Source organism: Qipengyuania algicida (genome assembly GCF_009828025.1).
In the GTDB taxonomy this organism is placed as follows: domain Bacteria; phylum Pseudomonadota; class Alphaproteobacteria; order Sphingomonadales; family Sphingomonadaceae; genus Qipengyuania; species Qipengyuania algicida.
Window position 1 is genome coordinate 82,653 of the sequence record NZ_WTYA01000006.1, and the last position, 24,229, is coordinate 106,881.

General features: G+C 61.7%; 21 protein-coding genes. 7 read left to right on the top strand and 14 right to left on the bottom strand.

Annotated elements, in window-relative coordinates:
* Positions 1-45 precede the first annotated feature (45 nt).
* The 3 genes from GRI58_RS08980 to GRI58_RS08990 all read right to left on the bottom strand — a co-directional run bounded on the left by GRI58_RS08980 (position 46) and on the right by GRI58_RS08990 (position 3,624).
* Positions 46-780, bottom strand: a complete 735-nt coding sequence (locus GRI58_RS08980; protein WP_160753261.1) for an N-formylglutamate amidohydrolase — start codon at positions 778-780, stop codon at positions 46-48.
* Positions 777-1,589: a 4-(cytidine 5'-diphospho)-2-C-methyl-D-erythritol kinase gene (locus GRI58_RS08985; protein ID WP_160753262.1), complete on the bottom strand. Its 813-nt coding sequence runs from the start codon at positions 1,587-1,589 to the stop codon at positions 777-779. Before GRI58_RS08985 ends, GRI58_RS08980 begins: the two co-directional genes overlap by 4 nt.
* A gap of 385 nt (positions 1,590-1,974) precedes the next feature.
* On the bottom strand, positions 1,975-3,624 hold the full coding sequence (locus GRI58_RS08990; RefSeq protein ID WP_160753263.1) for an electron transfer flavoprotein-ubiquinone oxidoreductase: 1,650 nt from the start codon (positions 3,622-3,624) through the stop codon (positions 1,975-1,977).
* An 84-nt stretch (positions 3,625-3,708) separates the two neighbouring features.
* Between GRI58_RS08990 and GRI58_RS08995 the strand changes: the two genes are divergently transcribed.
* Genes GRI58_RS08995 through moaB form a run of 3 tightly spaced genes read left to right on the top strand, consistent with a single transcriptional unit; the run spans position 3,709 to position 6,725 of the window.
* Positions 3,709-4,482, top strand: coding sequence for a uracil-DNA glycosylase family protein (locus tag GRI58_RS08995; RefSeq protein ID WP_160753264.1), 774 nt, complete (start codon positions 3,709-3,711; stop codon positions 4,480-4,482).
* Positions 4,479-6,194 carry a lytic transglycosylase domain-containing protein gene (locus GRI58_RS09000; RefSeq protein WP_160753265.1) on the top strand — a complete coding sequence of 572 codons (1,716 nt, stop codon included), beginning with the start codon at positions 4,479-4,481 and terminating at the stop codon, positions 6,192-6,194. Before GRI58_RS08995 ends, GRI58_RS09000 begins: the two co-directional genes overlap by 4 nt.
* A 3-nt stretch (positions 6,195-6,197) precedes the next feature.
* Complete coding sequence (gene moaB / locus GRI58_RS09005) at positions 6,198-6,725, top strand: molybdenum cofactor biosynthesis protein B (RefSeq protein ID WP_160753266.1); 528 nt, start codon at positions 6,198-6,200, stop codon at positions 6,723-6,725.
* 4 nt (positions 6,726-6,729) lie between these two features.
* On the opposite strand, the gene GRI58_RS09010 is transcribed toward moaB, so the two are convergent.
* Positions 6,730-7,242 carry a GNAT family N-acetyltransferase gene (locus GRI58_RS09010; protein WP_160753267.1) on the bottom strand — a complete coding sequence of 171 codons (513 nt, stop codon included), beginning with the start codon at positions 7,240-7,242 and terminating at the stop codon, positions 6,730-6,732.
* A gap of 85 nt (positions 7,243-7,327) precedes the next feature.
* Between GRI58_RS09010 and GRI58_RS09015 the strand changes: the two genes are divergently transcribed.
* Entirely contained in the window at positions 7,328-8,413 is a 1,086-nt protein-coding gene (locus GRI58_RS09015; RefSeq protein ID WP_160753268.1) for a PA0069 family radical SAM protein, read from the top strand.
* 36 nt (positions 8,414-8,449) lie between these two features.
* On the opposite strand, the gene GRI58_RS09020 is transcribed toward GRI58_RS09015, so the two are convergent.
* From GRI58_RS09020 to GRI58_RS09050, 7 genes are all read right to left on the bottom strand, one after another.
* Complete coding sequence (locus GRI58_RS09020; RefSeq protein WP_160753269.1) at positions 8,450-8,737, bottom strand: GIY-YIG nuclease family protein; 288 nt, start codon at positions 8,735-8,737, stop codon at positions 8,450-8,452.
* Positions 8,738-8,809: 72 nt separating this feature from the next.
* A complete protein-coding gene (locus GRI58_RS09025; RefSeq protein WP_160753270.1) occupies positions 8,810-9,244 on the bottom strand; it encodes a DUF1330 domain-containing protein in 435 nt (144 codons plus the stop codon).
* A gap of 4 nt (positions 9,245-9,248) precedes the next feature.
* Positions 9,249-10,853 carry a long-chain fatty acid--CoA ligase gene (locus GRI58_RS09030; RefSeq protein WP_160753271.1) on the bottom strand — a complete coding sequence of 535 codons (1,605 nt, stop codon included), beginning with the start codon at positions 10,851-10,853 and terminating at the stop codon, positions 9,249-9,251.
* Between the two features lie 46 nt (positions 10,854-10,899).
* Positions 10,900-14,370: a DNA polymerase III subunit alpha gene (gene dnaE / locus GRI58_RS09035; protein WP_160753272.1), complete on the bottom strand. Its 3,471-nt coding sequence runs from the start codon at positions 14,368-14,370 to the stop codon at positions 10,900-10,902.
* A 797-nt stretch (positions 14,371-15,167) separates the two neighbouring features.
* Complete coding sequence (locus GRI58_RS09040) at positions 15,168-15,647, bottom strand: glutathione peroxidase (RefSeq protein ID WP_160753409.1); 480 nt, start codon at positions 15,645-15,647, stop codon at positions 15,168-15,170.
* Between the two features lie 20 nt (positions 15,648-15,667).
* Positions 15,668-16,342, bottom strand: coding sequence for an ABC transporter ATP-binding protein (locus GRI58_RS09045; RefSeq protein ID WP_160753273.1), 675 nt, complete (start codon positions 16,340-16,342; stop codon positions 15,668-15,670).
* The gene (locus tag GRI58_RS09050; protein WP_160753274.1) at positions 16,335-17,576 is read right to left on the bottom strand and encodes a lipoprotein-releasing ABC transporter permease subunit; all 1,242 of its coding nucleotides are present in this window, start codon (positions 17,574-17,576) and stop codon (positions 16,335-16,337) included. Before GRI58_RS09050 ends, GRI58_RS09045 begins: the two co-directional genes overlap by 8 nt.
* Before the next feature lie 164 nt (positions 17,577-17,740).
* Here GRI58_RS09050 and purF point away from each other — a divergent pair, with 164 nt between their 5' ends.
* The 3 genes from purF (at position 17,741) to GRI58_RS09065 (ending at position 20,377) form a co-directional block, all read left to right on the top strand.
* Complete coding sequence (gene purF / locus GRI58_RS09055) at positions 17,741-19,213, top strand: amidophosphoribosyltransferase (protein ID WP_160753275.1); 1,473 nt, start codon at positions 17,741-17,743, stop codon at positions 19,211-19,213.
* Positions 19,213-19,938, top strand: a complete 726-nt coding sequence (locus GRI58_RS09060) for an SDR family NAD(P)-dependent oxidoreductase (protein WP_160753276.1) — start codon at positions 19,213-19,215, stop codon at positions 19,936-19,938. Before purF ends, GRI58_RS09060 begins: the two co-directional genes overlap by 1 nt.
* Positions 19,939-20,032: 94 nt before the next feature.
* Positions 20,033-20,377, top strand: a complete 345-nt coding sequence (locus tag GRI58_RS09065) for a PilZ domain-containing protein (RefSeq protein WP_160753277.1) — start codon at positions 20,033-20,035, stop codon at positions 20,375-20,377.
* Positions 20,378-20,382: 5 nt separating this feature from the next.
* Here the strand turns inward: GRI58_RS09065 and GRI58_RS09070 are convergent, their stop codons facing one another.
* The 3 genes from GRI58_RS09070 to GRI58_RS09080 are packed head-to-tail and all read right to left on the bottom strand — an operon-like array spanning position 20,383 to position 24,226.
* Complete coding sequence (locus GRI58_RS09070; RefSeq protein WP_160753278.1) at positions 20,383-21,555, bottom strand: serine hydrolase domain-containing protein; 1,173 nt, start codon at positions 21,553-21,555, stop codon at positions 20,383-20,385.
* On the bottom strand, positions 21,555-22,793 hold the full coding sequence (locus GRI58_RS09075) for an SAM-dependent methyltransferase (RefSeq protein WP_160753279.1): 1,239 nt from the start codon (positions 22,791-22,793) through the stop codon (positions 21,555-21,557). The genes GRI58_RS09070 and GRI58_RS09075 overlap by 1 nt, the downstream gene beginning before the upstream one ends.
* 38 nt (positions 22,794-22,831) lie before the next feature.
* On the bottom strand, positions 22,832-24,226 hold the full coding sequence (locus GRI58_RS09080) for a cryptochrome/photolyase family protein (RefSeq protein WP_160753280.1): 1,395 nt from the start codon (positions 24,224-24,226) through the stop codon (positions 22,832-22,834).
* Between the last annotated feature and the right edge of the window lie 3 nt (positions 24,227-24,229).

Genomic DNA, 24,229 nt, shown 5'->3' on the forward strand with positions numbered 1-24,229 from the left:
GCGCGCACGCGGTTTTGTTTCAACCCTTATCCGCAAAAGGAAATATTATTTTCCTTCAAGCGCGAGCAACACGCGCCCGGCAACATCAGCGATCATCGAGGCCCAACGCGCCTGCCCCGCTTCGTTGACGATGAGATCTTGCCGCACTTCAATGGTGCAGTAAGGTATGCCAGCCGCCTCGGCGTGGCGATCCATGGTGGCATTGAGTTCCTTGCCCGAATAGGGTTGGTTGTCGCCGACGTTCACTCCCTGCTCGCCGAACAGGCGGATGGCGTGGCGCGCAGCGCTATCGTCCTGATTGTAGAGCAGACCCACTTCCCACGGACGCTCCTCGTCGCTCGTGGCAAGGCTTGGGGTAAAGCTGTGCAGGGCGAGAATGAGACCCGGTTGGGTTTCCTTCAGGAATTCAGCAAACGCAGCATGATAGGGGCGATGGAAGCGGTCGAGCCGCATCTCCAGATCCGCCCCGATATTACCGGGAATAAGGTGGCCATCGCTGGTTGTCGGCACGACTGCACGATCGTCCTCATTTCGGTGGAGGTCGCAGACCAGGCGGCTGACGCAGGCGATGTGCGCAGGCATGTCGTGACGACGCGCGAGGCGTTCCGTCAGCCCCTCCACCCCGATATCGACTGCGATGTGCTCGTTCAGCAACGATGGATCGATGCCGAGCGGAATATCGTCGGGCACAGAGTTGGAAGCATGGTCGGCAACACACACGATGCCGCCGGGGCGGGCAAATTGGCGGGAGATCTGGCGAAAGACCACTTCCTCATTCATCGCAACGCTCCGCTCATCTGCCACCACCCTTTATATGTTTCCGCCAGCCGCTCAGCGGCGGCATCTCTCGCTTGTTCATCAGGGTATAAAGCAAAACATGTCGCCCCCGAACCGGACATACGCACGAGATCGGCCCCGGTTTCATCAAGTGCTGCCAGCACACCGGCAATCGGCGGGCACAGGCTGATCGCGGGCGCTTCGAGATCATTGCGTCCGGTCATCGCAACAGCGCGCGCATCGCCTTCCGGGAGCGGTCCAAGGTCGCGCCCATCCCAATGCTTGAACACTGGCCCGGTGGCCAGCGGGACACGCGGGTTGACCAGCAGCACCGGCGTTCCGGCGAGGCTGTCGTCGGCGGGTTCCAGTTCGGTCCCGGTCCCGCGTCCGATGCACGTCCGGCTTTCGACGCAGGCGGGAACATCCGCACCCAGCTTTGCCGCCCGATCGCGCCAGTCCTCCGGCAGACCGTGGCGGTCGCTGATCATGCGGAAAATCGCCCCGGCATCGGCCGAACCGCCGCCCAGACCAGCCGCGACGGGAAGGTTCTTCTCGAGCGTGATGTCTAGCCCATCGGGATGCGGTAATGCGGCCAGCGCAAGCGCGACAAGATTGCCGAAAGGATCGTCGAGACCGCCCGCGAACTCACCCAGGACCGTCAGACCGTCGTGGTCCGCCACCCGCGCGGACAGAACATCGCCCGCGTCGACGAACGCGAACAGGGTCTCTAACTCGTGATACCCGTCATCACGCCGCTTGCGGACATGCAACGCTAGGTTGATTTTGGCGAAGGCGGTTTCGGTTATCACCACTATTCCCTGAAGTTACAAATAGATGATTTTGGTTTTCGATCGGATTTGGGAAGACACCTCCAGTGAGGCTCGATTAATTTTTCGCGGCTGCAACATAATCGACAATCGATCGTTGTGAATGGTGCGGCGCGGTAGTGCTGCAAAACAGGACATTGACTGTGCAGACCTCAACTATAATCGGATATCTTTTCCTCGCCATGGCCGTGCTGATCCTCATCGGCACGTTTTACGCAGTTCGCAAATATGCTCCGAACCGAGTGTATGCCCGAAAAGTGCGGGACGACCGGATCAGGCAGCGCGCAGCCAGAGAGTCCCTGAAGTCGAGCTAGAGCCGGCCGGCTAGGTAGGCCGCAACAGACGTGAGTTGCAGCCTACCCGCGCCCAATCACATATTCGGATAGTTGGGTCCACCGCCGCCCTCAGGCGTGGTCCATTCGATATTCTGGTTGGGATCCTTGATGTCGCAGGTCTTGCAGTGGACGCAGTTCTGCGAGTTGATCTGGAACTTCATCTCGCCGGTATCCTCGTCCTTGAGCCACTCGTAGACACCCGCCGGGCAATAACGCTGCGAGGGGCCGGCATAGACCTCGTACTCGCTGGTATATTGCAGCTCGGGATCTTTCAGCTTCAGGTGACAAGGCTGATCTTCGGCGTGGTTGGTGAAGCTGAAGGCCACATTGGTGAGCCGGTCGAAGCTCAACACGCCGTCGGGCTTGGGATAGTCGATCGGCTTGTAGAGGTCCGCGCGTTGCAGCGCCTCGTAATCGCGGTGATGCTTCATCGAAATCGGCAGGCCGATCTTGAGATAGCGCATCCACATGTCGATCCCGGCGAGGATGGTGCCGAAATCGGCGCCATATTTGGCCACAGCCGGTTCGGCATTCTGAACCTGCTTCAACTCCTTGGCGACCCAGCTTGCGCGCAGCGACGTGTCGTAATCGGCCAGTTCGGTCTTTTCCTTGCCGTCGCCGATTGCCGCCGCCGCTGCTTCGGCCGCCAGCATACCGCTCTTCATCGCAGTGTGGCTGCCCTTGATCCGCGGGACGTTGACGAAACCTGCCGCGCAGCCGATCAGCGCGCCGCCCGGGAAGGCGAGCTGGGGTACGGATTGCCAACCACCCTCGTTGATCGCGCGTGCGCCATAGGCCACGCGCTTGCCGCCTTCGAGGATCGCAGCGATTTCAGGGTGGTGCTTCCAGCGCTGGAATTCCTGATAGGGCCGCACATAGGGGTTCTTGTAGTCGAGCGCGGTCACGAAGCCGAGCGCGACCTGATTGTTCGCCTGGTGGTAAAGGAAGCCCCCGCCCCAGGTGTCGCTTTCCGATAGCGGCCAGCCCTGTGTGTGGATCACTCTGCCCGGCACATGCTTTGCGGGATCGATGTCCCACAATTCCTTGATCCCGAGTCCATAGACCTGCGGCTGGCAATCGGCCTCCAGATCGAACTTGGCCTTCATCTGCTTGGTCAGGTTGCCGCGCGCACCCTCGGCGAAGAAAGTGTACTTCGCGAGGATTTCCATGCCCGGCTGGTAATCGGGCTTGTGGCTGCCATCGGCGGCAATGCCCATATCCTGCGTCACCACGCCGGACACAGCGCCATTCTCGTCGAACAGCACCTCGGCAGCGGGGAAGCCGGGGAATACCATGACCCCCAGCCCTTCGGCCTGTTCGGCCAGCCAGCGGGTGAGATTGCCGAGCGAGCCGGTATAGCAGCCGTGGTTCGACATGAATGGCGGCAGGAAAAACTCGGGCATCGAGCCCTTGCCGGTCTTGGTCAGCGTCCAGTGCTGGTTGTCGGTCACCGGCACTTCGGCCATCGGGCAATTCTGTTCGCGCCACTCGGGCAGCAACTCGTCGAGTGCCTTGGGATCGACCACTGCGCCGGACAGGATATGCGCACCGATCTCGCTGCCCTTTTCGAGCACGATCACTTCCAGCGCGTCGTTCAATTGCTTCAGGCGGATTGCTGCTGCCAGCCCCGCCACTCCCCCGCCGACAATGACGACATCGCAGGGCATCGATTCGCGTTCGCTCATTTCCGTCTCATTTCGTCGTTTTTGTCTGTAGCAATGCCTTGATTGCGCAGGCGCGACAGGTCAAGACCTGTGGTGGGATCGATAATGAGCGCACCAACCGCCTTGGACAGGGACAATCATGGGCTTGCCGCGGAATACGCGGCCGCTCTCGCGTGGTGGCGCGAGGCTGGTGTCGATCATGATTTCACCGACGAGCCGCAAGGCTGGTTGAGCGAAGAGGAACCGCCTGCGCCGGGGGTTCCCCCGCCCCGGACCGTTCCGCGCCAACCCGAAACCGACGCACTCGAACGCGCGCTTGCCCCTGCTCCGGCCCCTTCTATTGCTCCCTCGCGCGAGGCGTGGCCCGATACGCTGGAAGCTTTCGCGCAATTTTGGCTCCACGAACCGTCTATCGAGCCCGGTGCGCTGTCCGAACGCGTTGCGCCGCGCGGCGCTGCCGAAGCTCAGGTAATGGTGATCGTCGGTCAGCCCGAAGAGGGTGATCGCGAAGTCCTTCTGGCTGGCGCACAGGGTAAAATGCTTGCGGCAATCCTGCGCGCTATCGGCGTCGATGACAGCCAGAGCTACATTGCAAGCGCCCTGCCACGCATTACGCCGCTACCCGACTGGAGCATGCTGGCACAGGCGGGGTTGGGCGAGCTGACCCGCCATCACATCGGGCTGGTCGCGCCCGAGCGTGTGCTGGTCTTCGGGCGCAGCATGGCGCCGCTGTTCGGCGGTGAGGCAGGCCCGCAATTACTCGCTGTTAAGGATAATGAGATACCTCTCCTTATCGCACCCGCACTCGAAACGCTGGCCCGCTCGCCCGGGCAGCGGCAGAGATTCTGGACCCATTGGCTGAACTGGACGCGCCGATGAAAAAACGCACCTTCTTCGCCGGATTGCTGGCGGCGATTGCGCTCCCGGTAGGGGCCAATGCCAGCAGCCTGAGCGTCAACTATTTCACCCGCGCCACCTCGGCAGCGGTGCCGCAATTGCTCTCCGACAGCGACCGGACCTATTACACCTCTCTGTTCGGCGCGATTGATGCCAAGAACTGGGATCAGGTCGAAGTGCTGCTGGCCCAGCGGCAGGACGGGCCACTGCAGGGGTTTGCCCTCGCCAGCTATTTCCTCGACGCCAGCAGCCCGAAAATCCCGCTCGAGCGACTGACCGACTGGTTGCAGAAATATCCCAACCTGCCGCAGGCGGCGCAGATCGCACAGCTTGCCTACAAGCGCGGCCTCACCACATTCCCAGCCCTGCCCGTTGCGCAGCAATTGCAGAGCCAGCCCGGCCTGACCCGCCGTAGCCGACCGCCGAGCGTCAATGACGGCACAATGCCCGCTGATATCGCTTCCCAGATCACGCAGAAGATCGTTTCCGACGATCCCGATGGAGCGCGCCTGCTGCTCGATGGCGTGGATGCGACGCTGTCACCGCAGGCGCGCGCCGAATGGCGACAGAAGGTGGCGTGGAGCTATTACATCGAGAACCGCGACGCCGAGGCCTATGCGCTGGCTCGCACCGTAACCGATGGGTCCGGTCCGTGGGTGGCAGAAGGCGAATGGGTCGTCGGCCTGTCTGCATGGCGGCTCGATGATTGCCGGGATTCGGCGATCGGGTTCCAGCGCGCCGCCGCCTCCACCTCCGATCCTGAGCTGATTGCCGCCTCGCGCTATTGGGCATCGCGCGCGCTGATCCGTTGCCGCAAGCCGGACGAAGCAGCCAAGCAATTGCGCGACGCGGCCCGTTATGACGAGACCCTTTACGGTATGCTCGCCCTCGAACAGCTTGGCGTCCACTATTCGGGCGAGTTCCGCAAACCCGACCTCACCTCTGACGATTGGCGTCGGCTCTCCAACGACGAGAACGCCCGTGAAGCCGTGATGCTGGCCGAACTTGGCCGCACCGCAGATGCGGAAACCGCGATCAAATATCAGGCGCGTATCGGCAACCCTCGTGAATTCGACGCGCTTGCACGGCTTGCCCGCGCGCTCGGCCTTGCCGGGGCGCAACGCTTCATGGCCTATAATGTCCCGCGCGGGGCCAAGCCCGATCCCAGCCTGCGCTGGCCGATCGCCAGCGAAGCTCCGCGTGGCGGATGGCGCGTCGATCCTGCGCTCGCCTTCGCACATGCGCTCCAGGAATCGAGCTTCCGACCTGACGCCGTGAGCCAGGCCAATGCCATCGGCTTGATGCAAGTGCGCCCGATCGCCGCGCGCGAGCACGCCGGGGCGATCAATCTCGACGCGCGCTATGTCGACCTCAAGGACCCCTCGACCAATCTTGCGTTGGGTCAGCAGACGCTGCAATCGCTCGCCGATGCCAACGCCACGGGCGGCACGCTGCCCAAGGTCATGGCCGCCTACAACGCCGGCCTATCGCCGGTCACTCGCTGGAACCGCGAGGTCAATGACATGGGCGATCCGCTGCTGTGGATGGAATCGATCCCCTATTGGGAAACGCGCGGCTATGTGAACATCGTCATGCGCAACTACTGGATGTATTTGCGGCAGGCAGGCGCCCCTGCGCCGAGCCGGGTGACGCTGGCGGAAAACGCCTGGCCCCAATTCCCCAAGGAGCGCTGACCCATGGCGATCGACGAAAGCCGGACCTTCAAGCCGATCCGCATCGCGCTGCTGACCGTGTCCGACACACGCACCGCTGCGGACGACACATCGGGCGATATCCTTGCCGAACGCATTGAAAGCTCCGGGCACGAAATGGTCGCGCGCGAAATCAGCCGCGACAGCGTGGAGCAGATCGCCGCCCACCTCCACCGCTGGATCGATGACGAGAATGTCGATGCGGTCGTTACCACCGGCGGCACTGGCCTGACAGGCCGCGACGTAACGCCCGAGGCGCTCGACCGCGTCAAGAGCAAGGACATTCCCGGCTTCGGCGAATTGTTTCGGATGCTCAGCTATAAGACGATCGGCACCAGCACGATTCAGAGCCGCGCCTGCGCGGTGCTGGCGCGCGGCACCTATATCTTCGCTCTGCCCGGCTCGAACGGCGCAGTGAAGGACGGGTGGGACATGATTCTCGCCGAGCAGCTCGACAGCCGCAATCGGCCCTGCAATTTCGTTGAACTGATGCCGCGCCTGCGCGAACGCTGATCGGCTAGATATCCCGCGCGAGGATGATGTCCTCGTCCGCATGGTCGCCGACCATGAAGGCATAGGGTCCAATCTCGCGAAAGCCCTGCCTTGCGTAAAATGCCCGCGCGCGGTGGTTTTCGGTGAAGACCGAGAGGTACAGCGTTTCTGCCCCGCGAGCGCGCGCTTCGGCGAAGGTCCAGTCCATCAATGCGTCGGCAACTCCGGTCCCTCGCGCACTGGGCAAGAGATAGAGCTGGCACAACTCGGCCGCCGGTTTCTGCGCCTCGACCGGCAGTCTCAACGGTCCAAGCTTGGCGTAGCCGAGCAGCGCGCCTTTGAGCTCGGCCAGACGGATAGTGTAGTCGGGGTCCGCCATCTGCGCGGCGAATTTGCGCGCTGTGTGGTCAGCAAGAAAACTCGCCAGATCCTCGGGCCGGTAAAGATGCCCGAATATCTCGGTAAAGGTAGCGACAAACAGGTCGGCGATCCTGTCCGCATCATTGATTGCTGCGTCGCGATAGGTGATCGGTTCCATCGACCGCGGACATAATCGCAAGTGTGTCTCGTGGCCAGTACGATGGTCATTGAATCGCACCTATGTTCTATATATGTTCTCCACAATGGAACGCCGATTCGAACCTCCTGTCGACGGTCGTGGAGCGCAGTCTGTCTCTGTCCCGACGCGTTTTGGACTAGCCACGCGAGAGGCCGACGGGGACTGGCGAGACTATATGGAGATGCTGGAAGGGCCGCCGGTCAAATTGCGCACCAGCGTTGTTGAAGAGCATCCCAAGACCATCCTCACCTTCAACACCTCACCCGACATCGGGTTTGACCGCTCGATCAATGCCTATCGCGGGTGTGAGCATGGCTGCATCTACTGCTTCGCGCGCCCGAGCCACGCGTATCACGACCTCTCACCGGGTCTGGATTTCGAGACCAGGCTGTTTGCCAAGCCGAACGCCGCGCAATTGCTGCGCGCAACGCTGGCGAAGGCGAAATACACACCGCGCCCGATTGCGATGGGGACCAACACCGATCCCTACCAGCCGATCGAGAGCCGCTATCGCATCACCCGAAGCGTGCTCGAAGTGTGCCTCGAAGCGCGCCACCCGGTAACGATCACGACCAAGTCCGACCGGGTGCTGGCCGATCTCGACCTGCTGACCGAGCTTGCCGAACACAGCCTGGTGGCGGTGGCGGTTTCGGTAACGACATTCGATCCAAAGCTCTCGGGAAAGCTCGAACCGCGTGCAGCCGCGCCAGCCAAGCGGCTCGCAGCACTTGGGAAACTGGTCGAAGCTGGCGTGCCCGCGCATTGCTCGGTCGCGCCCGTAATCCCTGCGATTACCGACGAGTTCATGGAGGAGATAGTCGAACGCGCCGCCGCGCTGGGCGTCGGCTCATGCGGGTGGATTCCGCTCCGCCTGCCTCACGAAGTCGCCCCGCTGTTCCGCGAATGGCTCTCGGTCCATTTCCCCGAACGCGGCGACAAGGTGATGAGCATCGTCCGCTCGATCAGGGGTGGCCGTGACAATGATCCCGACTTCTTCACCCGCATGAAACCGAGCGGCGTCTGGGCCGACCTGTTCCGCGCGCGGTTCCGATTGGCGTGCAAGCGGGCGGGATTGGAGAAGCCGAATTTCGAGCTGGATTGCAGCCAGTTCAGGCGACCGAATGTGGGTGGGCAGCTGCGGTTGTTGTGAACCGAATCGTCATCCCAGCGAAAGCTGGGATCGCACTCAGGCTAGCACTACATCAAACAAGTCACGCCACTCACAGTTGTTTGCTTCGATCAATTCGATCTTCCAAGCACGCTTCCAGGCTTTCATTGCTTTTTCGCGAGCGATCGCACCAGTGATCGACGCATGATTTTCGATCAGAACAAGACGATCGAGGCCGTAACGACGACAAAATGCAGAGCCCTGACCTGCGCGATGTTGCGCCATTCTGGCCGAGAGATCCGCAGTGACGCCGATGTACAGAACCCCGTGAGGCTTGTTGGTAAGGATGTAGGTCCAAGCGCTCATGGCCGACGGTTACCTAATGGCCAGCGATCCCAGCTTTCGCTGGGATGACAGAAAAAGAAAGTGAGCCCATCCTCACCCAAACCCATCGCCACCCGCGCCCGGCTTGAACCGCACCAATCGGCTATCGACCAGCGCCGCGGTGCGGTTCACCACCGCCTGCTGGTACTCAGGGTCCTTGATCATTTCGAAGAACGCCGCCGCGTTGGGATACTCCGCCACAAAGCCATCGTCCCAGCGCATTTCCTCGGGACCGGTGACGACCGTCTGGAACGCGCCGCGCCACACGATCCGCCCGCCCACGCGGCGGAAGATCGGGCCGCTCGCCTTACCATATTCCTCGTAAGCGCGCCGTCCGGTCCAGCCCTTGTCGGCATTGGCGTGGCCCGCCGGATATTCCGCCAGCTCGCGATATTGCAGCAGGTTGAGCATGTGGATCGGCTCATCGCGGGGCAGATCCTTGAACGCCTCAAAATTGGCGCGGCTGGGATCGATATAGTGTTTTGTCATGGTTTCAGGCTTCCAGTCGATAATCGCTGAACTGTTCGCGCAGATCCTTCTTGCTGATCTTGCCGGTGGCGGTGTGGGGGATCTCGTCGACGAACTCCACCGCATCGGGCAGCCACCATTTGGCGACGAGTGGCTTGAGATGCTCGATGATCTCACCCCCGGTAACATCCGATCCGGATTTGCGGACCACAAACAGCACCGGGCGCTCGTCCCACTTGGGGTGCGGCATTCCCACAGCAGCCGCCTCGGCAACCGCGGGGTGCCCGACAGCGGCATTCTCCAGCTCGACCGAACTGATCCACTCGCCGCCGGACTTGATCACGTCCTTGGTCCGGTCGGTCAGTTGCAGCGTACCGTCGGGGTGGATGATGCCGACATCACCGGTGTCGAACCAGCCATCGGCATTGATCGCGTCCTGCTCCGCCTTGAAATAGCGCTTCACCACCCACGGTCCGCGGATTTGCAGTGCGCCGCTGCTCGCTCCATCACGGGGAAGCTCGCTGGTCATGTCGTCGAGGCTGACCGTGCGCAGCTCGACCCCGAACGGCGGGCGACCCTGCATCTGGATGACATCGACCTGCTCGACAAAGCTCTTGTCGTTCCAGTCGCACGTGGGCGAGCCTACGGTGCCGATCGGGCTGGTCTCGGTCATCCCCCAGGCATGGGCGACGCGGGTGCCGTTCTTCGTCAGCCGTTCGATCATGAAGCGCGGCGCAGCCGACCCGCCGATGATTGCCTGTTTGAGCTTGGGCAGTTCGCGCCCGGTCTCGTCGACATGCTGGAACATCGCCAGCCACACGGTGGGAACACCGGCGGAATGGGTCACGCCTTCGTTTTCGATCAGGTCGCACAGAACCTGCGGATCGTTGACCGCCGAATAGACGAATTTCACCCCGGTCATCGCGCCCGCCCAGGGGAGGCCCCAGCTCGCCGCATGGAACATCGGCACCACCGGCAGCATCACGCTTTGCGCGTCGAAGTCGAAACCGGACGGCTGGATCCCGGCCCATGCGTGCAGCATGGTCGAACGGTGCTCGTAGAGCACGCCCTTGGGATTGCCGGTGGTGCCGCTGGTATAGCACAACATGCACGGATCGCGCTCGTCGACCTCGGCCCATTCGGCCTTGCCATCATGCGCATCGATCCAGTCCTCGAACGCGATTGCGTCCGAACCTGCCGGGGGATCGAAGCAAATGTAATGCTCGACCGTCGGCCACGATTTGCGCATCTTGTCGATGATCGGCTGGAACGCCGCATCGTACAGCATCACGCGGTCTTCGGCGTGATTGACAATGTATTCGAGCTGGTCGTCGAACAGCCGCGGATTGATCGTGTGCAGCACGCCGCCAACGCCGGTTGCTCCGTACCAGCTCACCAGATGGCGCGAATGGTTCATTGCCAGCGTGGCGATGCGGTCGCCCTTGGCAATCCCGGCGGCTCGCAGTGCCTGCGTCATCTTCAGTGCATCGCGGCGAATGCCGGCCCAGTCGGTACGCGTCTCGCTGCCATCCGCCCAATGCGTCACATGCTCGCGCGCGCCATGTTCGCGCGCGGCATGATCGATCAGATGATGAACGACCAGGTCCCAATCCTGCATCGCACCAAGCATAGCCTTACTCTCCTCGTCCCCTCTCCCCCTCGTGAGGGAGCCCAAATCAGGCGACGAGTTTCAGGTGTGAGCCGCCTCGCCGCGTTGTAAGCTCCACTTTGGCAAGACCGGGCACGCTTGCCAAGCGCTCAGCGAGCTCGCCATCGAGTTTGAACGACCGGCCGAGGCGCATTGTCGGCTCGATGGCCGTGCCGGTACGCAAGGTCGCCAGCACTTCACCCGTGCCACCGCCATCGCCCAGCTCCAGTTTAAGCGCATCGAGCGCGGCAACATCCTCGATCTCGAGCGTCAGCAGCATCCGCGCGCTCGCCGTTACCTTGTCGAGCGGGGTACCCCCGCGCACAGTGATGCGCGGCGGTTCATCCGGGCTCGGGCTGTCGAGCTCGACCTGCAACAGGATGCAGGTCCCCTCCTCCGCCCAGCGGACGAAGCTTTCGACAAGGCTTTCTTCAAAACAGGCCGCGCTGAACTGACCCGAGGCATCGGAGAAATCGGCGCGAATGAACGGCTTGCCGCGCCGCGTGGTCCCCTTGTTCACCTTCTCGACCATGGCCGCCATCACCGCGCTCGACCGCCCGCCCGCAGGCGCACCGCCGGTCATCAGCGACGCATGGCTGCGCGCGCCATTGGCAGAAGCGACATCGCGATAGGCGGCGACCGGGTGGGCAGAGAAAAAGAAGCCGAAATTCTCGCGCTCCTTCGCCATCATATCGGATCGCGACCATGGCTCGACCTGCTTGAGGCGCAGCGTATCTTCCGCCTGATCCTCGCCACCGAACAAGCCATGCTGTCCGCTCGACCGCTCGCGCTCGGCGGCATCGGCCACCGCCAGCAGCAGGTCGGCATTGGCGTGGACGGTTGCACGGCATGGCTCGAACTCGTCGAGCGCACCCGAAGCCGCCAGTGCCTCCAGCCCCCGTGAATTGAGTGCACCCTTAGGCAAGCGAGAAAACAAATCTTCAAGGCTGGTGAACAGCCCGCGCGCCTCGCGTTCGGAGACGATCGCCTCCATGGCTTTCTCGCCGACATTGCGAATACCGGCCAGCGCGTAGCGCACGGCATAGCCTTCGTCGGTCTGCTCGACGGTGAACTCTGCCTCGGAATGGTTCATGCTCGGCGGTGCAATCGCGATCCCCGCGCGGCGCGCATCGTCGACGAAGACCGCCAGCTTTTCCGACTGGTGCATGTCGAAACACATCGCCGCGGCGTAAAATTCTTCCGGATAATGCGCCTTGAGCCACCCCGTCTGATAGGCGAGCAAAGCATAGGCGGCGGCGTGCGATTTGTTGAAGCCGTAGCCTGCGAATTTGTCGATCAAGTCGAACAGCTCGTTGGCCTGTTTCTTGTCGATACCGGACACGTCCTTGCAGCCATCGACGAAACGTTCGCGCTGGGCGTCCATCTCGGCCTGCACCTTCTTGCCCATCGCGCGGCGCAGCAAATCGGCATCGCCCAGCGAATAGCCCGCGAGGATCTGCGCGGCCTGCATCACCTGTTCCTGATAGACGAAGATGCCGTAAGTTTCGGCAAGGATACCTTCGAGCTTGGGGTGCGGGTATTCGATCGCAACCTCACCCGCCTTGCGCTTGCCGAACAGCGGGATGTTGTCCATCGGGCCAGGGCGATAGAGCGAGACGAGCGCGATGATGTCCCCGAAATTGGTGGGCTTCACCGCCGTCAGCGTGCGCCGCATCCCTTCCGATTCCAGCTGGAACACGCCGACCGTATTGCCCGCCTTCATCAGTTCGTAGACCGCCGGGTCGTCAAGCGGCAGCGCGCTGAGATCGATGGTGACGCCGCGCTTTTCGAGCAGGTCGACGGCCTTTTTCAGCACCGACAGCGTCTTCAGCCCGAGGAAGTCGAACTTCACCAACCCGCTCGATTCGACATGCTTCATGTCGAACTGCGTCACCGGCATATCCGAACGCGGATCGCGATAGAGCGGGACGAGTTGCGCCAATGGACGGTCACCAATCACCACGCCCGCCGCGTGGGTCGAGGAATTGCGCGGGAATCCCTCCAGCTGCATCGCCAGATCGACGAGCCGTTTTACCTCATTGTCGTTGTCGTATTCGTGCTTGAAATCCGCCGCCCCGTTGAGCGCACGCGGCAGGCTCCACGGATCGGTCGGGTGATTGGGCACCATCTTGCACAGCCGATCGACGTGGCCGTAACTCATCTGCAGGATGCGCCCCGTGTCGCGCAGCACGGCGCGGGCCTTCAGTTTTCCGAAAGTGATGATCTGCGCGACGTGATCGTGGCCGTATTTGGCCTGCACATAGCGGATCACCTCGCCGCGCCGGGTTTCGCAGAAGTCGATATCGAAGTCCGGCATCGAGACGCGTTCGGGGTTCAGGAAGCGTTCGAACAGTAGGCCGAGCTGGATCGGGTCCAGATCGGTGATGGTGAGCGCCCAGGCGACAAGGCTGCCTGCACCCGAACCACGGCCCGGCCCGACCGGAATATCGTGGTCCTTGGCCCATTTGATGAAGTCGGCAACGATCAGGAAGTAACCGGGAAAACCCATCTGGTTGATGATCCCGACTTCGAAATCGAGCCGGTCGAAATAGGTCTTGCGATCATCGTCAGAAAGATCGTCATAGCGCGACAGGCGCGCTTCGAGCCCCTTGCGCGCGTCTTCCTCCAGCATCCGCGCTTCGCCTTCCAGATCGCCCGCAAGGCTGGGGAGGATCGGCTTGCGATAGGGCGGCGCGAAGGCGCAGCGCTGGGCAATGACCAGAGTGTTGGCGGTGGCCTCGGGCAAATCGTCGAACAATTCGGCCATCAGGCTAGCGCTCTTGACCCAGCTTTCCGGGTTGGACCTTGCGCGCTCCTCCGCATCGATGTGCGTTGAACCGGCAATGCACAGCATGGCGTCATGCGCCTTGTACATATGCGGTTCGGCGAAGTTGGCGGGGTTTGTCGCCACCAGCGGAAGGTCGCGCGCACAGGCCAAGTCTATCAGCGCAGCTTCGGCTGCATCCTCCACCGGATTGCCGCGCCGAGCCAGTTCGACATAGAGCCGCTGCGGAAACAGCGCTTCCAGCCGGTCGAGCAAAGCTTGCGCATGGCTCGCCTGTCCCTCAGCAAGCAACCGGGTTACCGTACCCTCGCTCGCCCCGGTGAGCGCGACAAGGCCTTCGGTGTGTCCTGCGAGGTCGTCCAGCCTGACATGCGGTTCGAATTCGAGCGGACGGTCGAGATGCGCCTTGCTGACCAGGTGGCAAAGATTGTCATACCCCGCCTCGTCCTGCGCATAGAGCGGCAAGTAATCCACATGCCTGCCTTCTTCGTCCCGCGCGATGCCAAGCAGCGTCCCGATTATCGGCTGCACGCCTTCGTCCATGCAGGCCTTGGCAAACATGACCGCGCCATACAGCCCGTTGCGGTCGGCAATGGCGATAGCGGGAAAGCCCCGCTCCTTGGCGAGCTTCGCCATCGCCTTGGGCTCGATCGCGCCTTCGAGCATCGAATAGGCGGAGAGGACGCGCAGAGGAACGAAGGGCGAGAATGGCATGGTGCCAAGCTAGGTATTCTGGAACGATTCGTGGAGTTGTGGCGGCACGAATTTGTCCACAGGGGGCAACCTAATGGCGGTTTTCAACCTTGGGCATTTTTGACACGAATGTCTGGTGAGTTGGGGAAAGCGGAAGTGGGGGTCAAACAGCATCTGGAGCACGGTTCGACCAGCATCCTTTCAGCGATGTTTCTGATTCCCTCCACCAATCTACGAACGGCCCTTTGTAAGCTCTAACCTTCAGGCTTGCGCCGTATCCTGCCACATTCGTAGAAGGTCCACTCACCTCGACCAGTGGCGTGTCAGAGACAGTAGTCATGTGCATGTGCTTCGGATCGCCAAAGCCCTCTGGCCGAATAGTAGCCAACGCTTCCAGCGAGCGGAGCAGCGCGGGGCACGCCGCACCATCAATCCAGTCGTGAACAGTAGTGGCTGTCGCGACGCAACCTTTACCCGGCACAGTTCGTCCGCACCAATTGCTATCTCGCCTAATGCGTTCGGCCGTCCATAGGGGATGTTGAGCCGACACTGAAAAAGTGACTGTCTCGTCGACCCACATGCCCAGACCACCCCCGCGCTGCACCACTCGATAGGTCGAGACGACATCTTCACCACTCGCCACTGTCGAACTCAGCGTAGCCGTTGCAAATATGACCAAGAGATGTAGGCGCATTAGTTGGTCTCCACCGTCACTTAGCGAAGCTAATCGTGTCCACCTATGTCCGCAATGTTGTGATTAGCGGAATGTCGGCTTTCAGGGCTCCCATTGCGCTTCCTGCCGTTGCCGTTCGCGCAGCTTACAAAAGCTTCTCGATATCCTTGGCAATCGCCTCGGGCTTGTCGGTCGGGGCGTAGCGGCGTACCACATTCCCCTCGCGGTCGATCAGGAATTTGGTGAAATTCCATTTGATCGCCTTGGAACCCATCAAGCCCGGCGCCTCTTTCTTCATCCAGTCGTAGAGCGGGCTGGCATCGCCTCCGTTGACGTCCACCTTGGCCATCAGCGGGAAGGTCACGCCGAAATTGACCTTGCAGAATTGCGCGATTTCGTCGGCGTCGCCGGGTTCCTGATGGCCGAACTGGTTGCAGGGAAAGCCCAGCACCTCGAAACCGCGATCCTTGTAGCTCTCGTAGAGCTTTTCCAGCCCGTCATATTGCGGGGTGAAGCCGCATTTGCTGGCGGTGTTGACCACCAGCAGCACCTTGCCCTGCTTTTCGGCCAGATCGAGCGGCTCGCCGCGATTGGTGGTGACTTTGAAATCGGCAATCGTGGTCATCTTCATTTCCCCTCGCGGGACTATTCGAGCAGCCCCTCGTGCAACCGTACCACGCGGTCCATCTTGCGCGCCAGCCGTTCGTTGTGGGTCGCAACCAGCGCCGCACTGCCCTCGCCCCGCACCAATGCGAGGAACTGACCGAGGACCTTCTCCGAAGTGGCCTCGTCTAGGTTGCCGGTCGGCTCGTCGGCGAGCACGAGCTGCGGGCGGTTGGCGAGTGCGCGAGCGACGGCTACGCGCTGCTGTTCGCCGCCTGAGAGCTGGCTGGGCCGGTGGTCCAGCCTGTGCCCGAGCCCCAGCGCGGTGAGCAGTTCTTCCGACCGCAACTCCGCCTCTGGCCGTGGACGTCCTGCAATGAGCTGCGGCAGCACGACATTCTCGCGCGCGTCGAAATCCGGCAGCAAGTGGTGGAACTGGTAGACGAAGCCGAGATAATCGCGGCGCAGGCGAGTACGCTCGGCGCTATTCGCCGTTTCCGCCGCATTGCCGGCCAGCGCGATCTTGCCGCTGAACCCGCCTTCGAGCAGGCCGACCGCCTGCAGCATGGTCGATTTACCAGAACCGGACGGGCCGAGCAGCGCGACGATCTCCCCCGGCATGATGTCGAGATCGACACCGCGCAGCACCTCGATCGTCACCCCGCCCTGCTGGAAGCTACGGGTCAGGCTCTTGAGCGATACGACTGGCTCACTCATAGCGAAGCACCTCCACAGGATCGGTACCGGAGGCTTTCCATGCCGGGTAAAGCGTCGCGAGGAAGCTCAGGCCCAACGCCAGCAACACGATCATCGTGATTTCAACCGGATCGGCCTTTGACGGCACGCTCGACAGGAACCGCACCTGCGGATCCCACAGGTCCTGATGCGTGATATGGCCGATCAGTGTGACGATCCCCTCGCGGAAATACAGCACAACCGAACCAAGGATCAGCCCGGCAACCGTCCCAATCGCGCCCACGGTGAACCCGGTGGTGACGAAAATCTTGAGCAGATTGCGCCGTGTCGCGCCCATGGTGCGCATGATCGCGATGTCGCGCGTCTTGGCGCGGACCAGCATGACCAGGCTCGACAGGATATTGAAGGCTGCGACCAGCACCATGAAGCTGAGCGCAAATCCCATAGCCACCCGTTCGACCTTGAGCGCCTCGAACAGCGAGGAATTGATCGTCTTCCAGTCGGTCACCACCGCCTGCCCCGAAAGTTCGCGCTGAACAGGCGCCAGAATCTGGTCGACCTTGTCGGGATCGTCGACCTTGACCTCGATCGCGCCGACAGAATTGCCCATCATCGTCAATGTCTGCGCATCGGCCATCGGCATGATCACGAATTTCTCGTCGTAGTCGTAGATCCCGACCTCGAAGATCGCGGCGACTCTGTATCCGACCTGTCGCGGGACGGTGCCGAAAGGAGTCGTTCGGCCCAGCGGATTGATGATGGTAATGGTATCGCCCAACCGCAGCCCGAGATCCTGCGCGAGCCGAGAACCGATCGCGACATTGCCCGAATCCGGCGTGAGTTCGGAAATGTTGCCCGCGATCACCTTGTCCTTGAGCCTGGCAATGTCGGCCTGAGTGTTCCCCCGTACCAGCACGAAGCCAGCGCGGCCGTTATAGGTCGCGAACAGGGGTTGTTCTATCAGCGGCGTCGCCTGAGTGACGCCCGGTGTCGCCTTGACGTCCTTGAGCACCTGCTCCCAATCGGTCAGCTTCCCGCCATAGGCCTGCACGATAGCATGGCCGTTCAGACCAGTGATCTTGTCTAGCAATTCGGCACGAAAGCCGTTCATCACGCTCATCACGATCACCAGCATGGCGACCGACAGCATAACGACGCCAATCGAGATGCTGGCGACGAGGGCGATGAACGCCTCGCCTTTGCCCGGCAACAAATATCGTTTGGCGATCGTCCATTCGAAAGGGGAAAGGATCAAGGCGGTTTTGCTCGCTTTTCTCAGGGAATAGACTGTCGAAGTGGTGGGGCTTTAGGAAGGCTGAGCTTACCACGCAATGAAATTGCGCCGATCTCTCACCCTTGTAATCCGGCTGCAACATCGCCATTGGCAGCAATAGGCGATCGGGCGGCACCCGCGAGGACATGAACTACACACATCCTTTCTGCGACGCGGACGGCGACAAGCTGCGCGAAGAGTGCGGCGTATTCGGTGCGATCAACGCCACCGATGCAGCCGCTGCAACGGCTCTCGGCCTGCATGCGCTCCAGCATCGCGGGCAGGAAGCGGCAGGAATCACCAGCTACGACGGGCAGGAATTCTACACCCGCAAGGGCGTGGGCCATGTGGCGGAGAATTTCTCCAGCCAGGAAGCCATTGCCGAACTGCCAGGTTTCATGGCGATGGGCCATGTGCGCTATTCGACTACCGGCGGCTCCGGTGTCCGGAATGTCCAGCCGCTCTACGCCGATCTTGCGAGCGGCGGCTTTGCGGTGGCGCACAACGGCAATATCTCCAACGCCGCCACGCTGCGCGCCGATCTGGTGCGACGCGGGGCGATCTTCCAGTCGACCAGCGACACCGAGGTCATCATCCACCTCGTCGCCACGAGCCGGTATCCGACCATCGTCGACCGGCTTGTCGATGCGCTGCGCCTTCTGGAAGGCGCCTATGCGCTGATCGTGACGACGCCAGAAGGCATGATCGCCTGCCGCGACCCACTGGGTATTCGCCCGCTGGTGATGGGCAAGATCGGCGATGCCACTCTGTTCGCCTCCGAAACGGTCGCCTTCGATGTCGTAGGCGCGGAAACCGTGCGCGAGATCGAACCGGGCGAACTCGTAAAGGTCGATTTCGACGGCAATGTCGATTCGATCCATCCGTTCGGCAACCACAACGCGCGCCCCTGCATCTTCGAACACGTCTATTTCAGCCGCCCCGACAGCGTCTTTGCCGGACGGAGCGTCTATGACGCGCGCAAGGCCATCGGCGAGGAACTGGCGAGCGAGTCGCCGTGTGAGGCCGATCTGGTCGTCCCGGTTCCTGACAGCGGTGTGCCTGCCGCAATCGGCTTTGCCCATGCGTCAGGGATCCCCTTCGAACTGGGTATCATCCGCTCACACTATGTCGGGCGGACCTTCATCCAGCCATCGGACGGCGCGCGCCATGCCGGGGTCAAGCGCAAGCACAATGCCAATCGCTCGCTGGTCGAAGGCAAGCGGATCGTGCTGATCGACGATTCGATCGTGCGCGGAACCACCAGTATGCAGATCGTCGAAATGATGCGCGATGCGGGTGCAAAAGAAGTGCATTTCCGCGTTGCCAGCCCTCCGACCGCACATAGCTGTTTCTACGGCGTTGATACGCCCGAGAGGTCGAAACTCCTCGCCGCGCGCATGGAGCTGGAACCGATGCGCGAATTCATCAAGGCCGATAGCCTGGCCTTCATTTCGATCGACGGACTCTATCGCGCGGTCGGCGGAACGCAGCGCAACGGCAAGTGCCCGCAATTCTGCGATGCCTGCTTTACCGGTGACTATCCCACCTCGCTGACCGATCTCACTAATCGCGAAGCGAAGCTGGCACAGCTTTCACTGCCGGTCGACAAGGTCGCGTAATGACGGGCGAAACCGGAGCGCTCGCGGGCAAGACCGCGCTTGTGACCGGCGCCAGCAGGGGTATCGGCGCGGCTTGTGCGGAAGCCTTGGCCAAAGCGGGCGCCCATGTCATCCTGACCGGGCGCGAAGTGCGCGCGCTGGAAGCGGTCGAGGACCGTATCCATGAATTCGGCGGAACGGCAACTATCGCCCCAGTAGACCTGGCCGAAACCGATGGCATTGCCCGCCTCGCAAGCGCCATTGCAGGACGCTGGGATACGCTCGATATCCTTGTGATTTGTGCTGCTTACATGCCCCCTTTGACACCAGTTGCGCATATCGATGGCAAGCAATTTGGGCAGGCTATCACAGTCAACGTGCTTGCCACGCAGGCGCTTCTCGCTGTGTTCGATCCCCTGCTCAAGCGCTCCACCGGTGCGAAGGTGATCGGGTTGACGAGCAGCGTGGGTGCAACGCCACGCGCATACTGGAGTGCCTATGGCTCGACCAAGGCGGCGTTCGAGAACTTGCTCGATAGCTACGCCGAAGAAGTCGGCAACATCTCCCCGATCCGCGTTGCCATCGTCGATCCGGGCGCAACCCGCACCGCCATGCGCGCCAAGGCCTATCCAGGTGAGGATCCGCTGACGGTGAAGGAGCCGTCGGTTGTCGGAGCAAGGATTGCCGATCTGGCTGGCGAGGATTTCGCGAACCGCCATCGCGAGCGCGTCGAAACCGAATCTTAACCGATTCCGACTACTGAATTCTTACGCTAATGCGCGAAATAAGTTTCGCACAGGCGCATGAAGCGCACTGCGTCAACCTGTCGGGAATCTAATCATGAGCTACATGACCAGCGACCGTTACAGCTTCGCAGCACAGGAAGATCGTTGCGCGCCGCGCACCAAGCTGACCATTCCGGGGCAGCTTCGCGCTTCGGGCGGTCGCGCGTTTCAGACCGTGGTCAACGATTTGTCGATCTCCGGTTTTTCAGCCGCAGCGATCAACCGGATGCATGAAGGACAGGTCTGCTGGCTCACTCTTCCCGGCCTCGAATCGCTCCAGGCACAGGTCGTCTGGTGGGAAAACTGTCAGGTCGGTTGCGCCTTCACGGAAATGCTGAGCCCCATTGTCCACGATAATATCCTCGCCCGCTACTCGGGCGAAGGCGCTTACCGCAGCTGAGCAGTTCAACGCTTGGTCGCGTCGATCAGCGTTTTCCACAAGGCCCGGCGAGCGGCAGTCAGCCCATCGCCCGTTGCCGTCTTGTAGTCCGAGACAACTGCCACGACGAGCCGCTGGCTCGGCACGATGGTGATATATTGCCCAAAAATCCCGATCGCGCCGAAATTGCCGTCGGGATAGGTCCACCATTGATAGCCGTAGCCATAGCCATCATCGAAATGCACCTCGGGCGATCCGGCCTTCGCGAACCAGCCTTTCGGCACTGATGGCTGCCCGCCCTCCATCACCCATTGCCCCATCCGGGCATAGTCGGACAGGCGGATCGAGAGGCAACAGCCGCCGATATTGCTGCCGGTCAGGTCTGTCATCCAGAACAAGGGCCCTGCAAAACCTGCCGGATCGACGATCTTCTGCTTGGCATAAGCGGCGAGCGACTGGTGCGTGGCCGCCGAAACGATATCGCCCAGCAATCCCGTTTCGAGCGTCTTGTAGACCCATTTCGTTCCCGCCGGAGCCTCACGCTTCAGCGTTTTGGCATAAGTGATTTCCTGCGTTTCGCCCGGCACCGGCTTGGTCGCCAACATCTGCGCGACGTCGCTCTTGGGATCGGTGTAGTCCTCGTTCCATTTCACGCCCGATGTCATCGTCGCGATCTGCTCGATAGTGACGCCATCGTAGGCGCTGCCCTTGAGTTGTGGCAGGTATTTGGTCACCGGATCGGACAGGCTGGTAATATAGCCGTCCTTGATCGCCGCCCCTAGCAGGGTCGAAGTGAAGCTCTTGGCGACCGAAAAACTGGTCCAGCGCTGTTTCGGACCAAAGCCGAGCCGGTAATGCTCGTAGCGGACCTTGCCATCCTGAAGCACCATGATCCCGGCGGCGTTCATCTGCTCAAGATAGCCGTCGACCTTGGCAATCGTCGCGGCATCGAGTGGCTCACCCTTGGGCAGCTTGCGAACATGCGGCGCGGGCGCGACCTCCAGCCCGGCGTAGAAATCCTCCATGTGGCGGAAGCGATCGGTGCGGGTCGCCTGATTCCAGAACAGCACTCCAGCATCGGCCATATCAAGCTGTTTTGCCGGTTTGGTCGCGACGGTGAGGCTCGGACCCGCATCACCTTGCACGCTGGCGCAGGATGCCAGCGACAATGCCCCGAGCGTAGCAATAAATGTTTTCATTATCCGTCCTTTGTCAGCGTGACCTGATGGACATCGATACCTTTGCCCAGGAAGCCGCCTTCGCAATACATCAGGTAATAGCGCCATAGTTCGATAAAGGTCTGATCGAACCCGGCGGGAAGCCGTTGCTCCTCCACCGCAAGGTCGAAATTCTCGCGCCACTGCCTGAGCGTGCGGGCGTAATCTTCCCCGAAATCGCGTTGGTCGCCCCAGCTCAGTCCGTTCTGGCGCGCCATTTCGCGGAATTCGGAGGTGCGGATCAGCAAACCACCGGGAAAAACACAGGCCTGGATGAAATCGGCACTGTCGGCATAAGCGTCGAACAGGTCGTCGCGCATGGAGATATACTGGATCGCCGCGCGCCCGCCCGGTTTGAGGTTGCGGGCGATGCAATCCATGAAATCGGGCCAGTATTCGCGCCCCAGCGCCTCGACCATCTCCACGCTGACAATCGCGTCATACTGACCGAAGGTGTCGCGATAGTCCTGCTTGCGGAAATCCGGGCCGGGGTGATGTTCGCGCGCCCACGCAAGCTGCTCGTCCGACAAGCTGATGGCGTTGACCGCGCTGCCCCGGTAGTTGAGAAAGCCCGCCAAGCCGCCCCAACCGCAACCGATTTCCAGCACGCTTTCAGGCTCGCCCAGACGCTTTGCCAAAGCGTCCCATTTGCGACGTTGAGCCGCTTCCAGATCATCGCCCTCGCCCCAGATGGCTGAGGAATAGCTCATCGTCGGATCAAGCCAGGCGGCATAGAAGTCATTGCCGAGGTCGTAGTGTGCAGCGATGTTCTTCTGCGCGCCGGAATGCGTGTTGCGGTTGACCAGATGCGCCAGCTTCAGCGCCGTTTGGTACCGCCCCTTAGCCCGCGCCGTGTCCCCCAGCGCCGAAGCGTGCTGCATGAACAGCGCAAACAGCGGCACCGGGTCGGGGCTCGCCCATTCACCCGCCACCCATGCCTCATACCAGCCGACAGAACCTCCACTGGCAAGCCGCACCAGCGCGTTCCAGCTGTTCAGTTCAACCGTGCATTCGAATCCGGCCGCGCGTCCGCCAAGCGTCCGGTGCGATCCATCGGGCAGGCGTGCATGAAGCGCACCCGTCACCAGCGCGGCGTCGATCCGGTCGATAATCTTGCGAAATCCCGGCGCTGCGAGGCGTGATACAAGCCCTGTTCCGGAGGCAAACCTCCGACCGGCCTCGATCAGGCCTTGCCCCCTTTTTCTCGTCAGTACGTCCATTTCGTCGCGCTATGCGACGAGCGGCGACAGCTTTCAAGTCACCCCTGCTTGGCGTCGTTATAGGCAGACAAGGCCCGCTCACGCGCTTCCCTGTGCCCGATTATCTTTTTTGGGTATTTGCCTCGCTTGTGGTCGGGGGGGTCATGGATATCTTCATCGCCGAACTCCGCCAGTTCGGGCACATATTCGCGGATATAGTCGGCGGCATCGAACTTCTCGCTCTGGGAGAGCGGCGCCATGATTCGCACGAACATGTTCGAATCGACACCCGTCCCGCTGATCCATTGCCAATTGACGCCATTGTTGCCGTAGTCGGCATCGACCAGCGTATCCCAGAACCACTGTTCGCCGAAGGTCCAGTCGATCAGCAAGTGCTTCACCAGGAAGCTGGCCGCGATCATCCGCACACGGTTGTGCATCCAGCCTGTCTGCCACAATTGCCGCATCCCTGCATCGACGATCGGGTATCCGGTCATGCCGCGCTGCCACGCCTCCAGCTCCTCCTGAATGATATGCCCACGGTTGGGATTGCGCCACAGGCCGGAATAGCCATCGCGATAGCTCTTGCTCGGATAGTCCGGGAACTGGCAGATCAAGTTCTGCGCGTAATCGCGCCAGATCAGTTCCTTCTCAAAGGTGCGCCAGCCCTGCCCTCGCCGCCCGGAGAGCCGGTGCCAAACTTGCGCCGGACTGATCTCGCCGAAGTGGAGATGCGGAGAAAGGCGGCTCGAACCATCGCGCGAAGGGAGGTTCCTCTCGTCATCGTATTGGGCGACATCATCCGCCCATTCCGCAAGCCGCTCGTGCGCCGCCTGCTCGCCGACGTTCCAGAAATCCGCGATCCCGCCGGACCAGTCGGGTTTGCTCGGCAGCAGTCCCCAATCGCTCAAACTGTCGCTTTTCGGCCATTTATCTGGCGAGTGGATCGTCTCCGGTTCCGGCAGGCAATCGCGTGGGGGGAAGCGCTCCAGCATCGCCTTTGAGAAGGGCGTGTAGATTTTGTAGGGGTCGCCCGAACCCGTCGTCACAGCGCCGGGCGGCAGCAGATAGTTGCCGTCATGAAGGCACAATTCGCAGCCATCGGGCAGCGCCTCATCCAGCTTGCCCTGCGCTTGGCGCCACCAAGGCTCGTAATGGCGGATGGCGTGGACCGCGCCCGCGCCGCACTCGCGGGCGATTTCGCAAAGCTGCTCGACCGCATCGCCGCGCCGCAGCACGATTTGCGAATGACGCGAGCCAAGGCCTTTGGCGAGACTTTCGAGCGAATGATGCAGCCACCAGCGGCTCGCACCGCCATACGCGTGACTGCGCGCAGCCTCATCATCGAGAACGAACACGGGAATGACCGGCCCGGCGTGCGCCGCGGCATAGAGGGCGGGTTGATCGGCGAGGCGCAGATCGCGCCGAAGCCAGACAATTTGCGGTGAACTCATATC